This window comes from Sunxiuqinia sp. (assembly GCF_055140945.1).
The window spans coordinates 24,713-40,920 of record NZ_JBSQYS010000009.1 but is presented as its reverse complement, the minus strand read 5'-3'; the positions used below and the strand labels follow the sequence as shown (position 1 = coordinate 40,920).

Annotated in this window: 10 protein-coding genes; 7 read left to right on the top strand and 3 right to left on the bottom strand. The window is 40.2% G+C overall.

The features are described from left to right. Window positions 1–96: 96 nt before the first annotated feature. Window positions 97–2,406 carry an ATP-dependent helicase gene (locus tag ACTB00_RS05840; RefSeq protein ID WP_463298978.1) on the bottom strand — a complete coding sequence of 770 codons (2,310 nt, stop codon included), beginning with the start codon at window positions 2,404–2,406 and terminating at the stop codon, window positions 97–99. 181 nt (window positions 2,407–2,587) lie between these two features. Between ACTB00_RS05840 and ACTB00_RS05835 the strand changes: the two genes are divergently transcribed. Beyond that, on the top strand, window positions 2,588–3,868 hold the full coding sequence (locus ACTB00_RS05835; RefSeq protein WP_463298977.1) for a T9SS type B sorting domain-containing protein: 1,281 nt from the start codon (window positions 2,588–2,590) through the stop codon (window positions 3,866–3,868). Window positions 3,869–3,962: 94 nt separating this feature from the next. Further along, on the top strand, window positions 3,963–4,889 hold the full coding sequence (locus tag ACTB00_RS05830) for a hypothetical protein (protein WP_463298976.1): 927 nt from the start codon (window positions 3,963–3,965) through the stop codon (window positions 4,887–4,889). A 93-nt stretch (window positions 4,890–4,982) separates the two neighbouring features. On the opposite strand, the gene ACTB00_RS05825 is transcribed toward ACTB00_RS05830, so the two are convergent. After that, window positions 4,983–6,311: a hypothetical protein gene (locus ACTB00_RS05825; RefSeq protein WP_463298975.1), complete on the bottom strand. Its 1,329-nt coding sequence runs from the start codon at window positions 6,309–6,311 to the stop codon at window positions 4,983–4,985. 353 nt (window positions 6,312–6,664) lie between these two features. Beyond that, a complete protein-coding gene (locus ACTB00_RS05820; protein WP_463298974.1) occupies window positions 6,665–8,821 on the bottom strand; it encodes an elongation factor G in 2,157 nt (718 codons plus the stop codon). Between the two features lie 563 nt (window positions 8,822–9,384). On the opposite strand from ACTB00_RS05820, the gene ACTB00_RS05815 reads away from it, so the two are divergent. From ACTB00_RS05815 to fusA, 5 genes are all read left to right on the top strand, one after another. Beyond that, entirely contained in the window at window positions 9,385–11,574 is a 2,190-nt protein-coding gene (locus ACTB00_RS05815) for a peptidase domain-containing ABC transporter (protein WP_463298973.1), read from the top strand. A gap of 29 nt (window positions 11,575–11,603) precedes the next feature. After that, on the top strand, window positions 11,604–12,917 hold the full coding sequence (locus ACTB00_RS05810) for an HlyD family secretion protein (protein WP_463298972.1): 1,314 nt from the start codon (window positions 11,604–11,606) through the stop codon (window positions 12,915–12,917). A 196-nt stretch (window positions 12,918–13,113) separates the two neighbouring features. Continuing rightward, window positions 13,114–13,488, top strand: a complete 375-nt coding sequence (gene rpsL / locus ACTB00_RS05805; protein ID WP_159520813.1) for a 30S ribosomal protein S12 — start codon at window positions 13,114–13,116, stop codon at window positions 13,486–13,488. Between the two features lie 117 nt (window positions 13,489–13,605). Further along, window positions 13,606–14,082 carry a 30S ribosomal protein S7 gene (gene rpsG, locus ACTB00_RS05800; protein WP_159520811.1) on the top strand — a complete coding sequence of 159 codons (477 nt, stop codon included), beginning with the start codon at window positions 13,606–13,608 and terminating at the stop codon, window positions 14,080–14,082. A 12-nt stretch (window positions 14,083–14,094) separates the two neighbouring features. After that, the gene (fusA, locus tag ACTB00_RS05795) at window positions 14,095–16,206 is read left to right on the top strand and encodes an elongation factor G (protein ID WP_463298971.1); all 2,112 of its coding nucleotides are present in this window, start codon (window positions 14,095–14,097) and stop codon (window positions 16,204–16,206) included. Window positions 16,207–16,208 lie beyond the last annotated feature (2 nt).

Genomic DNA, 16,208 nt, shown 5'->3' with positions numbered 1-16,208 from the left:
TAGATGCAAAGCTAAATGAAATTATTTTGCTTACAAATTAATTTGCGAAAATCTTGACTTTCAGGTTTGTTTGAAACCGTTATTTTCGGTTTGCAATTATACAATCTTTAGTTTGGCAAATTTGAGTAATAATTGCTTTTGCCCCGCATTTTGAAAAAAGACATTGGCCTTTAGGTTTGGAAAACTTCCTTCAATCTGTAGTACTTTTCCTTTTCCAAAACGTTGATGTTCAACCATCATCCCGGTTTGAATGTCGCGCGGATCATCCCCGTCAAAGTTCTGTGCTTTCTTTTTTGCTTGCCGAAGTTGCACCAACTTTTGGTTCAAGCCGGGCTGATCGCTCGTTGAGGGGCGTCGACCTGCGATCGACGGCTTGCTAAATGATTGCTTTTGCACTGCTTTATCGGGTGATGGCAGTTCGTCAAAATCGAAGTCGCTTTCATCCGGAATGTCCAGAAATATTTCATCAACCTCGGAAATAAAACGACTGGGATTGCAATAGTCCAGTTTTCCCCAGCGATATCGTTGTTTGGCAAAACTGATGTAAGCGTTTTCTTCGGCTCTTGTTAAGGCGACATAAAACAAACGTCGTTCTTCCTCGAAAGCTTCGGCTGTTACATTTCCAAACTGGCTTGATGGGAATAAGTTCTCTTCAACCCCAACAATAAATACATTTTTAAACTCCAATCCTTTTGCGGAATGAACGGTCATCATTGTTACTTTATCCCGGTCTTCTTCTTTTTCCGAGTCCTGATCGGTGAGCAGAGCCACATCTTCCATGTAGTTTGCCAATTGGTTGGGCTGGCCCTCCTCCCGGGCATTAATCGAGAATTCCTGAATACCATTTAATAATTCCTGAATGTTTTCAAACCGACTTAGCCCTTCAGGAGTTTGATCTTTGTATAGATCTTTCAATATGCTGGTTTGTGTCGCAATTTCGCTAGCCATTTCGTAAGCATCGCTAATTTCAGCTTTTTCCTGAAACTGCTTGATGATGCCTGCAAACTGTTGCACCTTGCTTAAGGTTCCTTTGTTTAGTCCGGCGTGGTTTGTAGTGCCGCTTTGCACGATGATCTCAAAGACACTGCATCCAACAGCAATAGCTGCCTGCTCTAATTTGGAAAGCGTTGTAGCACCAATTCCGCGTGCCGGATAGTTTATAATACGCTTGAGTGCCTCATTATCTTTCGTGTTGATAACCAGCCGAAAATAAGAAAGTAAATCTTTAATTTCCTTGCGCTGGTAAAACGACAGGCCTCCATAAATTTTATAGGGTATGTTTCGCTTGCGCAGTGCTTCCTCAAAAATACGTGACTGGGCATTGGTACGATACAAAATGGCATAGTCCTCGTATCGAAAGTGTTCGCGCATCCGGGTTTCGCTGATTTCGTTTGCCACCAGATAACCTTCTTCGTTGTCGGTTAGAGCCGAGAACACTTTGATTAAGTTTCCCTCAGCATTCTCCGAAAATACCTTTTTCGGAAGTTGTCGTTTATTCTTTTGAATGATGCTATTCGCCGCATTAACAATGGTTTGTGTTGACCGGTAGTTTTGCTCCAGTTTGTAAACTTGGTGCTCGGGGTAGTCCTTCTGAAAATTTAAAATATTTTCGATTCTTGCACCCCGAAACGAATAGATGCTTTGAGCATCATCGCCAACAACACAAAGATTTTTGTGGGCGGCTGCCAGGTTTTTCACAATCAGGTATTGGGCAAAATTTGTATCCTGATACTCATCTACCAAAACATAGTCGAATCGTTCCTGGTATTTAGCCAAAATGTCCTTTTTGTCTCGAAATAAAATATTGGTTTTCAGTAGTAAATCGTCAAAATCCATAGCACCGGCTAAGAAGCAACGACGGGCATATTCTTTGTATATCTCAGCAATTCGCGGCATGCGAATACTCATGTCGTATTCTCTTACCTGACCATTTGTAGCGTATGCCGCTGGAGTAATCAAGCTGTTTTTAGCAGCTGATATCCGGCTTGAGACGACGTTGGGCTTGTAGGTTTTATCATCCAGCTTAAAATCCTTAATGACCGTTTTCAGCAAACTTTTTGAATCGGCGGCATCGTAAATCGTGAAATTAGAAGGGTAACCAAGCGCTTCCGATTCCATTCGCAATATGCGAGCGAATATGGAGTGAAAAGTTCCCATCCAAAGATGTTTGGCCGTGTTGTAACCCACCACTTTGGCAATTCTTTCTTTCATTTCCTTAGCTGCTTTGTTGGTGAAAGTAAGGGACAGGATACTTCCGGGGCGTGCTCCCTGTTTTAGCAGATGGGCAATGCGGTAGGTGAGTACACGCGTTTTCCCGGATCCTGCACCCGCAATGATCAAAGATGGGCCATCCGTGTTTTCAACTGCACTTCGCTGAGCTTCATTTAATTCGTTGAGGTAATCCACAATTTGAGTTTTTTCAAAAGTCAGCTTCAAAAGTATAACCTATTTTTTTATTTTGCAGCATTGGCATGGGTGAGTTTTCAACAAAGCTCTCAGAGCTTAAAAATGAAATGTCATTCATAAGATAAATCAATTTTTAACGTTAATATTGTACTGTCATATTAATTAAGACGATTTTTGAAAGATGAAGTTGATACAAAACACCCAATTTTTACTTTTATTGCTTGCGTTGTTTCTTCCAATTTTTACAGAAGCGCAGATTTCTTCTGATGCTGATGCTTCCGTTTCAACTGAATATAGTTCAGGCGCTCAGGATCAGATTTATGTATTTTGTGTTGCTCCTGATGAAAATGCAGGGGAGCTAACTGCAACTTCTTCGAGTGGTGCGGCCTCGTTTGAGTGGTTGAAATATAATTCGGGTACCGGAAGTTTTGATGGTTTTCAAACGGATAATTCAGGAAGTTCAACTTCTACAATTGTGAATCTGGCTGATGGAGGCTATCGGGTGAATATTACCTCAGGAGCTGTTACTGAAACTTACACTGCCTGGGTGATGAACAGCTGGTATGCAGCAACAGCTGAAATTACCGAATCAACTTGTGATTATTTTCAGTTGACAGCTTCGATTGATGAAGAAGCGGAATTGAATTATTATGACTTATCGAACGGAGCAGAAAAGCCCGTTGTTAAAGATGTAAAGGTAAAATGGACTGTTGATGGCGATCAGGTTGCAGCTGTATTGAGCCCGCAAATTTTCTCACCTCCATCAGAAGATAAAGACTATACGTTGACTGTTTTTGATCGCTTTGGCTGCCAGGTTGAAGTAACTGTCAATTATCAGTCGATCGTTCCAGACGCATCATTTACTGCAAACCCGATGGAAGGAGAAGCACCTCTGGAGGTCGCGTTCACGAGCAGTTCAACTAATGCTGACCAATATGAGTGGTCTTTTTATCGCAGTCAGGAGGACTTGCTCGAAGAAAGCCAGGTTGGGATTGTTGAAGATAGTATCATGCAGACCGCGATTGATCAGAATCCGATCTATATTTTTGAAAACTCCGGAAATTATAATGTAAAGTTAGTTACAACTAAAAATGGGGATGGCGTTGCTTGTAGAGATACATTTTATATTGAAGAGTATATTGAGGTTACAACCTCTTTCATAAGAGTTCCAAATGTGTTTACTCCCAATGGTGACCCGTTTAATAATGAGTTTATTGTTGGCTATGAGTCTTTGAAATCAATTAATATCCAGATTTTTAATCGATGGGGAAGGAAAGTGCACAGTTGGGAGAATAATAACATTCAAGGTTTTTACGATACAAGAAGTGAATCAGCCTGGGACGGCAAAATAGGAGGGCGGTATGCAAGTCCTGGTGTGTATTACTATGTTATTGAGGCGTTAGGTCGTGATGGACAGAAACATTTTGCCCACGGGTTTGTGCATTTGTTTCGGGGGAAATAATTGAGTTGGTTTGAGCGTAGTTGTTTAACCACTGAAAATTAATGAATTGATGTATCTTTGATTATTGATTTTAGGTGGGTGGTTAGAATTGCTTATGAAAAAAATTAGATTTTACACTTTGCTATATGTTGATAAAAGGTTTCGGTCGTTATCAAAAAATGGAGTAAGAGGCAATTTCGAATCCCAAATTGAAATACACGTCAAGTGCTGTGAAGCCCTTAAAAAATCTCTAGCTTGCTTTACTTCCTGTGATCTGGTTGTTCTGACGAATGATAAAAGCTTTCTTGAAGGATACTCCTCTGAATTGAAAATTGTTGAAATTTGCTTTTCGTTAAATGTTCCGAAAGAAATTGATTTCTATTCTGCCCATTTCAAATTCGATGTGTTTAAATACTTTGTATCAAAAGAAGATGGAATAGACTACAATATATTAATTGATAATGATGTATTGTGTATTGGAGATGTTCCTTTGAATTTAATTAACTGTATAGAGAAAAATGTTCCTACCTTTTATGATGTCACGAATATGAGGTTTCCTGCATACAGTAGAGAGAGGCTGATCGCCGACAAAGAATTTTTTCTAGGGAATGAAAAATCGATTGGAATCTGGGCTGGTGGTGAATTTATTGGAGGAGATAAAAAATTCTTTAAACAACTTTCTGGATGGGTTAAGACTGATATCGATTTGTATTTTAGTAACTATCGGAATTTTCATCATCAAGGAGACGAAGTTCTACTATCAGTAGCAATTGAAAGGATGTTACGCAGTGGTATTTATGTTGCAGATGTAAATTCCTTTCGGGGAATTAGTCGATTTTGGAGTCTGCCAACTTTACATTTTCAAAACAGTTGGAAGAGCTTCAGAGATAATTTTCTAATTCATTTACCAGCAGATAAATTTTATATTGCCACTTTAGAGAATATAGATTTTAACTTGAGGAAAAGACTGGGAGCTTATTTCTTTTGGAAATTACTAACTGGCCGTTTAAAGTCTTTAGTCAGAACTCGAAAAAAAAAGTAAAGAGTCTAAATGTTTCATTTTCGGGATATTAAAATGCCGGGCGATCACCGCTCGGCATTTTAATGTTATCTATTTTAAGAGTCTATGTCGGCTTTAGTCACAATCCACATCAAATACTTTGGAGGGATCCGATAGTGTCTCTGACCAGCTTGCATTCCATGTAGTAACACCGCTGAATCCATTATACGCTTCTGTGATGTTGATTTTTTCATAGGGCCATTCCCAGTTGTATGGGATTAGGATTCCATTTGGATATTCAACTCCTCCGGCATCTAGCCATGTGTCTCCATCCAGAGGGTGAAGTTCCCAGATGTTTAGATCATAGGCAATTAGTGTTCCCGGATGAACAGTAATAAATGGATCGTATGGTTCTGCAGGATTATAAACGAAATCACTGTTAATGGAGATCGTTATATCAGCAGTTCCAACCGGATCGCAGTCAGTATCGGTCATGACGGTATTTGCAGCAAACCCATATGGTGCTATTCCTTCGCCAGGTAATTCGGCTTTTGTGCTTGAGAACACCGTAATGATATAGTCTGTTCCATCTTCAACGACGCCATCATCTCCAGTAATTCCACTCATGCCTCCTATAATTCCAAGTTTTGGAACTCTAATTTTGAATGCATGATCATAATCAGCACCCCTGGCTGAAGCATAAAATGAAATCATTAATTGATCGTCGGTTTTGATAATGCCAGACTGGACGACCAGGTCATTGTAGTCACCATCGTTTCCATCAACCCCGTCTTTCATCAGATCTTCCCATGCATAGGTGAAGTTGACGGTATTGTCACACTCTTCCATACAATATTGAAAATAGACCGACCAGTTCTTTCCTGGAAATTGAAGTACGTCGTTATTAAATGAAACACCGTCAATTTCATCACAAAGTCCTCCCCAAGCAGTTTCTCCGTTAGATAGCGCTGCGTGAGACGCAATAAAATAGCAGTCATCTTCGCTTTCCAGGTCATCAACATAAGCTGCAGGTATCATTACCGTAAAGCTTGTTTTCTTGTCTTCCTCGTCCCAAGTCTTCTTAAAAGTGAATTTTCCAGGGATCGCACCGCCGTTGCTAATTTTTTTCTGAGCTTTAAAATCATCTTCACTATCGAAAATATCCAAGTGAATTTCCATTAAGTATATATCTGGCTCAGTAATATTGTAAGTAACGTAAACATCACCATCCATAGATGCAACATCAACAGTTCCGGTGTACGTATACTGACCTGCTACAAGACAAACTTGCTTGCAGGGAGCGGGAGGAACGACTCCTTCAGGGAGCATGATTGAGTATTTTTTTAATGTTAAGTCTCTTGAAAGCTCATCGTCAACAACAGATTGGTTGTCGCAGTTCTGCAATAATAAACCAAATGTCATCATTGATAATATCAACATGACACCTTTTTTGTAAATTTTCATTGTACCCTTTTTCATTTGTTCATTTTTAAATAGATTAATAGTAGATCTTAAAATCTTAATTGGTATTGAGTTAGTGCATAGCAATTTCGCATATTCAATCTACGTAACATCTGGAAGCGGGTCAATAGGTAATTTTACCCATGCGCATTTTTGGGGTTTATAGTTGAAGAAAAAGAAAGGAGTAAGGAAGAAGAATAGGTTGTCAGTGGCGGCTTTGAAGAATACTTCGGGAGTTGGTACAGAGCTTCGGTATCTGTGAATAGGTAAAACAGAAGACGCCGGATCGTTCGATCCGGCGTCTTCTGTTTATTGGGTTTTTGTATTGTCTTTTTACGATTAAAAACTACTGGATGTTATGCCTCTTCATATTCGGCTTCGTAAGCTTTTAATAGTTCATCTTGTACTTCTTGAGGAACTTTTTCGTAGCCATCAAATTCTAACGAGAACATGCCTCGTCCCTGAGTGAGTGAGCTCAATGCAGTGATGTATTTGTACATTTCTTTTAAAGGAACTTTCGCATTTATTTTTTCATAGCCTCTTTCGCTACCCATTCCCATGATTAAAGCACGGCGGCTTTGCAGGTCGCTCATTACATCTCCCATGCGATCGCTTTGCACAAAAACTTCCAGGTTGTAAATTGGTTCGAGGATTTTTGGCCCCGCATTTTTAAAGGCTGTTGAGAATGCGTTACGCCCAGCCAGTTTGAAGGATATTTCATTGGAATCAACCGGATGCATTTTGCCATCGTATACATAAACACGAATATCGCGCGCGTATGAACCTGTCAGTGGTCCTTCTTCCATTTTTTCCATGATTCCTTTCATGATGGCAGGTAAAAAACGTGCGTCAATCGAACCTCCTACAATACAATTGTGAAAGACTAGTTTTCCTCCCCAGGCAAGAGGATGCTCCTGAGTATCCCGAAGGGATAGTTTTTGGTCTTTCCCATTCATCGAAACCATGGTTTTAGGCTCTACTCCTTCAATGTAAGGTTCGATGAAAAGATGTACTTCGCCAAATTGTCCGGCACCACCTGACTGCTTTTTGTGCCGATAGTCGGCTTGCGATAATTTAGTGATGGTTTCCCGGTATGGGATTCTGGGTTTTTCAAATTCAATATCCAATTTGAATTCGTTATTATAGAACCACTTTAATGTGTTTAGGTGGTATTCTCCCTGACAGTGAACCAGCATCTGTTTCAGTTCTTTAGAATACTCAACTTTGTAAGTAGGATCCTGATCGTGAAGTTTCTGGAAGCTTTCACTTACTTTTTCATCGTCAGCTTCATTAACTGCTTTTAATGCGACGGTGTGTCGAGAGGTGGGAAACTTAATTTCGGCAAATTTATAACCGGCTGATTTTTCACTTAAAGAGTTGTTGACATCAACATCTTTCATTTTTACGGTGGCTCCAATGTCGCCTGCATTCATCGCATCAACTTTGTCTCGGTTTCTTCCGGCAGATACAAATAGTTGAGAGATACGTTCTTTGTTTCCGTTTTTAGCAATGATTAGGTCCTGACCTTCTTTTACGGTTCCACTCATCACCTTGAAATACGTGATTTCTCCAACGTGTTGTTCAATGGTTGTTTTAAAAACCATGAGTGAGGTAGGAGCGCCGTCGCCTTTCTTAACTTCTTTTCCATTGATTTCGGGTACTTCAACAGCTTCGTTTGGAGATGGCGTAATATTGGCAATAAATTCCAATAAGCGTCCAACCCCCATGTTGAGTTTTGCCCCGGTGCAGAATACCGGAAATAAACTACGGTCAATCATGCCTAGTTTGATTCCCTGGCGCATTTCATCTTCTGTTAACGTGCCTTTGTCAAAATAGAGCTCCATTAAATTCTCGTCATTTTCAGCAGCCATTTCAACCAGCTCGTTATGAAGTTCTTCAGCACGATCTTTTTCATCAGCAGGAATGTCTGAAATCTCAGGTTTTCCTCCTTCTTTCGGGTATTTATATAGCTTCATTTTAAGCACATCGACGATTGAGTCGAATCCAGCACCCGCATTTAGTGGATATTGGACAATCGTTACTTTGTTTCCAAAGATCGATTTGGCTTGGTCGATAGTTTGTTCAAAATTGACGTTCTCATGATCCAGTTGGTTGAAAACGAAGATCATTGGTTTGCCAGCTTGTTCTGTGTACCGAAAGGCAGTTTCTGTGCCTGATTCGATTCCGTGCGGAGTATTAACCGTGATAATTGAGCACCCAACTACATGGAGAGCAGAAACAACACCTCCACGGAAGTCATCCATCCCCGGAGTGTCAATGATGTTGATTTTTTTGTTGTTGCTGAAAGAGTGAAGGACGGTGGAAAAAACAGAGTTGCCATACTCGTGCTCGATGGGGAGGTAGTCTGAAGTTGTGTTTTTGGATGTTACCTCGCCACGGCGATTGATTACTCCACCCTCGAACAGCATGGCTTCTGCGAGGGTGGTTTTCCCACTGCCAGCATTTCCGATTAGTGCGATGTTGCGGATTTCGTCTGTTTTATAGATTTTCATTTGTTCGTTTTTATTGGTTAAAAAAAAGCTTTTGCAGGTTGATTTTCCTATGGTGGCTACCAAAATTAGTAATAATTTATTAACAAACAACGGGGCTTAATTTGGGCAAATATGTTATAAAAATGTTTTGTGGAATTGATTCGGGTTGAAGTGCCGTTTTTTATATTTTTCGTAGGCGGGATTCACCAAGAAGATACGTTTCGCTTGCGAGTTGAAAGGCCTGTTAAATCAACGCTGTATGATATGAGTGTTGAAAGGAGGAACAACGTTGTTGTGAGTTTTATTTAGATTGTCTATGGATTGCGCCGATATTCTTGAAGCTTTTATTTTATTTGCTATAGACGAGAGTGAAGAGGTAGGGCCATTTAAATTTGATTTCGTCAGCAAATCAACTTGAATGATTGTACTCGGGCAGAGATCGAAACTTGGGAGCTATCTGGAAGTAGCTATTGTTGTTACTATTGGGTGCTAGGTAATAATTAACCTCTGATTGTGAATAACTAATCGACAATACTGGCGTACGAGCACTTAATTCCTTTATTTTTAGGATGTAAATATGCGCTATGTCTCGTTTTCCTCATTATAAGCAGCCTGATGCAATGGACTGTGGGCCGACTTGCCTACGAATGATTGCGAAATTCTATGGGCGCAATTTTAACCTGAATTACTTGCGCGAGCAATCTCACATTTCACGCGAGGGGGTTTCTTTGCTGGGGATAAGTGATGCTGCTGAGTCAATCGGCATGCGCAGTCTCGGAACTAAAGTCACTTACGAACAGCTGATAAAAGATGTGCCAAAACCCTGTGTGATACACTGGGATCAGAATCATTTTGTTGTTGTGTATAAGGTTAAAAAGGGGAAGGTGTACGTTGCCGATCCTGCTTTTGATTTGGTGAAATATAACGAGCAGGAATTTAAAAAACATTGGTTGGCGACCATGAAAGAAGGAGTGGAGAAAGGAATATGTCTGATGTTGCAGCCCACTCCTGCTTTTTATGAGCAAGATGATGAAGTTACTGACCGCACCGGCTTTTCGTTTTTGTGGCGCTATGTTCGTCCGCATCGCAGATTGGTAAACCAATTACTGATTGGATTTTTAGCCGCGAGTATTATTCAACTGATTTTTCCTTTCTTAACCCAGAGCATTGTTGATGTCGGAATCAATAATCAGGATATCAGTTTTATCTATTTAGTGCTGGCCGCACAGATGATGTTATTTATTGGTAAGATGTCAGTCGACTTTGTTCGCTCCTGGATTTTACTTCACATCAGTACCCGGATTAATATTTCCATTATTTCTGATTTCCTGATTAAGCTGATGAAATTGCCGATCGGTTTTTTTGATACCAAGATGTTGGGCGATTTGATGCAGCGCATACAGGATCATCGACGGATTGAGCGATTTCTGACCACTCAAACACTCAGCGTGTTGTTCTCACTATTTAATTTGTTCGTGTTTGGCATTGTGTTAGCTATTTATAGTTGGAAGATTTTGTTGGTTTTTGTTATCGGTTCTGTCTTGTATGTCGTTTGGGTGTATTTGTTTATGCAGCGCCGTCGTCAGCTCGATTATAAGAAATTTACCCAGTTGAGTGAAAATCAAAGCATGTTGATTCAGTTAATCAATGGCATGCCGGAGATTAAATTGAATAATTACGAAAAGCAAAAGCGGTGGGAGTGGGAGCGAATTCAGGCACGGCTGTTTAGGGTGAACGTGCAAAACCTGTCCGTTGACCAGTATCAGCAAGCCGGTTCTGTTTTTATCAATGAAACCAAGAATATTGTGATTACAGTCTTGGCCGCTATGGCTGTTCTGAATGGTAATATGACACTGGGTATGATGTTGGCTGTTCAGTATATTATCGGTCAGTTGAATGCACCCTTGTCTGATTTGATTAATTTTCTTCATCTGGCTCAGGATGCTAAAATTAGCCTGGAGAGGCTTGGCGAGATTCACAATAAAGATGACGAGGAGAGAAAGGAGGATCCGCGGATTAATACGATGCCGGCAAGTCGTACAATTGATATTTCAGATTTAGTTTTTCAATACGAGGGGCCTCATTCTCCGAAAGTTTTAAAGCAAATTAACCTGAAATTGCCAGAGCAAAAAGTAACCGCTATTGTAGGTGGAAGTGGAAGTGGAAAGACGACACTGGTTAAACTGCTTTTAGGTTTTTATCCGCCAGTCTCCGGTTCGATAAAAGTAGGCGATACTGATTTGAGAAATTTTTCACAACAGTGGTGGAGAACAAAGGTGGGGGCGGTTATGCAAGATGGATTTATCTTTTCAGATACGATTGTCAATAATGTTGTTGTAGGTGATGAATCGGTTGATAAGGAAAAGCTTTTGTTTGCCGTGAAGGCAGCCAATATTCAAGATTTTATTGAAGGTTTGCCGCTGGGATATAATACTAAGATTGGACAAGATGGACACGGCTTGAGTCAAGGGCAAAAACAACGAATTCTAATTGCCCGTGTGATTTATAAAAATCCTGATTACTTATTTTTTGATGAAGCGACCAATGCGCTTGATGCGAATAATGAAAAGGCCATTATGGAAAACCTTAACCGGGTTTATGAAGGAAAGACAGTCGTTGTGGTCGCGCACCGGCTGAGTACGGTGAAAAATGCTGACCAAATCGTGGTGCTGGATCATGGTGAGATTGTTGAGGTTGGAAATCATGCTGAGCTAACTGCAAAAAAAGGTGCTTATTATAACTTGGTAAAAAACCAGCTCGAGTTAGGAAACTAGAACAACGTATTAATATATTGTACAGGCTGATGCCAAACACCAATCAAAATATAGAAATAAGAAGTGATGAAGTTCAGGAAATCATTGGGAAATCGCCTTCGTGGTTGTTGCGAAGCGGGCTAACAATGATTTTGCTGTTGCTGTTGCTTTTTCTGTTGGGATCATGGTTGTTTCATTATCCTGATATTATTCGGGCGCGAATTATTGTTCTTTCTGAAAATCCGCCTGCACATATTGTCGCTCGAAACGCTGGCAATATTGATCAGTTATTTGTTCAGGATAACGACACAGTAAAGAAAGATCAGTTGATTGCAATATTGGAAAACACGGCTGATTATAAAAATGTCATCAAATTGGAAGATGATCTGGAGGCACTGAGTCCATATTTCACCACTTTCGATACAATACATTATAAAAAGCTCACACCTGATTATCGATTGGGTGATATTCAGGCTGATTTTTCATCATTCTTGCGCTTATATAATAATTACATCAGTTTTGTACGATTGAATTTTTATCCGCAAAAAATCCGGTCGCTTCGGGAGCAGCAGCACATGAAGAAGATTTTTTATGATCGTTTGTGGACACAGCGACAAATTCTGGAAAATGAGTATCAAATTGCTTACGAGCAGTTTCAGCGCGATTCAGGCTTGTACGCTCGGGAGGTTATTTCGTTGATTGATTTCAAAAAATCAGAATCTGCTATGCTTCAAAAGAAGTATTCGTTTAATGGTGCACGAACAAATTTGGCAGAAACTCAACAAGATATTATTCAGTTACAACAGGATGTTATTGCTGCCGAAAAAGAATATGAAGATCAGAAACTGAAATTACAATCTGAGTTGATTGAATCGTTGAATGTATTGAAAAGTCGACTGGAGTATTGGAATAAAGCGTTCGTGTTGAAAACTCCGATTAACGGACAGGTTACTTTTACAAACTTTTGGAGCAAAAATCAGCAAGTTAAAAATGGCGAAATTGTATTTACAGTTGTGCCTCAGCGAGAGAGTAAGATTATTGGTAGGGTGACTTTGCCTATTCGTGGCGCAGGGAAAGTGAAAGCCGGGCAGAGCGTAAATATCCAGTTTGATAATTTTCCGTACATGGAATACGGCATGGTGCGTGGAACTGTTAAAACCATTTCTTTGGTACCTACAAACGATAATTATATTGCAGAAATTGAACTTCCCCAGGACTTGGAAACCAATTATAACATTCAATTAACTTTCAGCCAGGAAATGAAAGGAGACGCTGAGATAATAACAGAGGATTTACGTTTTATACAGCGTTTTATCAATCCAGTCAAGTCACTTCTGAAAGAAAAGGTTATCCAGTCAAAATAGATTATTCTGTTCATTTCGGATAAAATCGAAAAAACACCCTTAAAAGCTATTGTTCTTTCCTGAAAATTAGTACTTTTGCGTGCCGTTTTTGGAGAAATCTGTCAAAAACGGAAGTGGAATGCATTGATTTTATTGAAGTTTTCAATACCTTTGCAGTCCATTTTGCAAAAATATTAATGATTAATTAAATAGTTGTATGCCAACGATTCAACAGTTAGTAAGAAAAGGACGCACCATGCAGGTCGAGAAGAGTAAGTCTCGTGCGTTGGATGCTTGTCCTCAAAAACGAGGTGTTTGTGTACGTGTTTACACAACTACACCTAAGAAACCAAACTCAGCAATGCGTAAAGTTGCAAGGGTAAGGTTAACGAACCAAAAGGAAGTGAATGCTTACATTCCGGGTGAAGGTCATAACCTACAAGAGCACTCTATTGTATTAGTGCGCGGTGGTAGGGTGAAAGATTTACCAGGTGTGCGTTATCACTTAGTTAGAGGAGCACTTGATACAGCAGGTGTTGAAGGACGTACTCAAAGACGTTCAAAGTACGGTACCAAAAAACCCAAGAAATAATTTTTGGAATTGACGAGTTTAGTGGTTTGGTTGAGTAAATGAACCCGATACTGATCGGGAGACCTGAAGCTCCAAATCGATAACAACCGATTAGAATAACACTAAAGAAAAGAAAGAATGAGAAAATCGAAACCAAAGAAGAGGGTCATTTTACCAGACCCTAAATTCAATGACGTTCTTGTAACAAGATTTGTGAATGATATGATGCAACACGGAAAAAAAACGGTTGCATATCAAATATTCTACGATGCTCTTGATATCGTTGGATCACGTATGAAAAACGAAGAGCTTTCACCCCTTGATGTCTGGAAAAAAGCGTTGGAGAATATTACTCCCGCAGTAGAAGTAAAAAGCCGCCGTGTCGGTGGTGCTACATTCCAGGTTCCTATGGAAATTCGCCCCGAACGAAAAGTGGCAGTTTCTATCAAAAGTTTAATCTTATATGCTCGCAAGCGTTCTGGTAAATCAATGGCAGACAAGTTGGCTGCTGAGATTCAGGCTGCGTTCAATAATGAAGGTGGTGCTTTCAAAAAGAAAGAAGACACACACCGTATGGCTGAGGCAAACCGTGCTTTTGCGCATTTCAGATTTTAATATTGGTTTAACATGGCAACAAAAGATTTAAAATATACAAGAAATATCGGCATCATGGCTCACATTGATGCCGGTAAAACGACCACTACAGAGCGTATTCTCTATTATACGGGAATCACTCACCGTATTGGAGAGGTGCACGACGGTGCAGCTACCATGGACTGGATGGAGCAAGAGCAGGAGAGGGGTATTACCATTACTTCTGCAGCGACAACCACATTCTGGAAGCACGCCGATCAGCAATATAAAGTAAATATCATTGATACTCCCGGACACGTTGACTTTACCGTAGAGGTAGAGCGTTCATTGCGTATTTTGGATGGTGCTGTTGCTTTGTTTTGTGCCGTAAGTGGTGTTGAAGCCCAATCAGAAACAGTTTGGCGTCAAGCCGAAAAATATGGTGTTCCACGAATTGGCTTCGTTAATAAAATGGACCGTTCTGGAGCAGATTTCTTCAATGTAGTGAATGAAGTTAAAGAGAAATTGGGTGCTAATCCGGTTCCAATTCAAATTCCAATCGGTGCTGAAGAAAAATTCGAAGGGGTAATTGACCTGATCGAAATGAAGGCGATCCGTTGGTACGATGATGCTACTCTTGGAACGGATTATAAAATGGAAGAAATTCCGGAAAATCTGAAAGAACTAGCTGAAGAATACCGCGAAAAAATGGTTGAGTCGGTTGCAGAGTTGGATGATGCCCTTATGGAGCGTTATTTCGACGATCCGGAATCAATTACTTCTGAAGAGTTGATATCGGTTATCCGCCAGGGTACACTGAAGCATGTAATCGTTCCGATGATGTGTGGTTCGGCTTTCAAAAATAAAGGTGTGCAACGTTTGTTGGATGCTGTTGTTGAGTTTTTGCCTAGCCCGTTAGATAAAGGTGAATTGATAGGTTCAGACCCATCAACAGGTGACAAAGTTGTACGTCACGCTAATGTTGAAGAGCCTCTTTCGGCTTTAGCATTTAAAATTGCTACCGACCCATTTGTTGGTCGTTTGTGCTTTATTCGTGTTTATTCAGGTAAAATTGATGCTGGCTCAACGGTGTTCAATACTAGGACAGGCAAAAAGGAACGGATTTCACGTCTTTACCAAATGCACTCAAATAAGCAAAATGCGAAAGATGTTATCGAGGCCGGAGATATTTGCGCTGCTGTAGGCTTTAAAGATATTCGCACCGGTGATACGTTGTGTGACGAAAAGAATCAAATAACATTGGAAAGCATGGACTTTCCAGAACCGGTAATTGGTATTGCTGTAGAGCCAAAAACACAAAAGGACTTAGATAAACTTGGAATGGGATTGGCAAAACTAGCCGAGGAAGATCCAACATTCAAAGTAAATACTGATGAAGAATCAGGTCAAACGGTTATTCGTGGTATGGGTGAGCTTCACCTGGAGATCATTATCGACCGTTTGAAACGCGAATTTAAAGTTGAATGTAACCAAGGTAAACCTCAGGTTGCATACAAAGAAGCCATTAGCGAAGAGATTGAATTACGAGAAGTATTCAAGAAACAGTCTGGTGGTCGTGGTAAATTCGCAGATATCATTGTTAAAGTTTCTCCTGCCGAAGAAGGCAAAGAAGGTTTAACATTTATCGACAGCGTAAAAGGTGGACGTATTCCTCGTGAATTCATTCCATCAGTACAAAAAGGTTTTCAAACAGCTATGTTGAATGGTCCGTTAGCAGGATTCCAATTGGACAGCCTGAAAGTAGAATTACTTGATGGATCATTCCACGCCGTTGACTCGGATCAGCTGTCATTCGAAATCTGTGCCCGTCAGGCGTTCAAAAGTGCAGCTTCAAAAGCAGGTCCAAAATTGCTTGAGCCTATTATGAAGACTGAGATTGTTACTCCTGAAGAATACATGGGTGATATTATTGGTGACTTGAACCGTCGACGCGGCCAAGTAGGTGGAATGACTGAGAAAGCTGGTGCAAGAGTTATTAAAGCAACGGTTCCTCTTTCAGAAATTTTCGGCTATGTGACTGTATTGAGAACACTCTCTTCTGGTCGTGCAACTTCATCTATGGAGTTTTCACACTACGAAGAAGTGCCAAAACAAATGGCTGTGAAAGTACTTGAGGAAATGCAAGGAAAAGTAGAATTATTATAAAA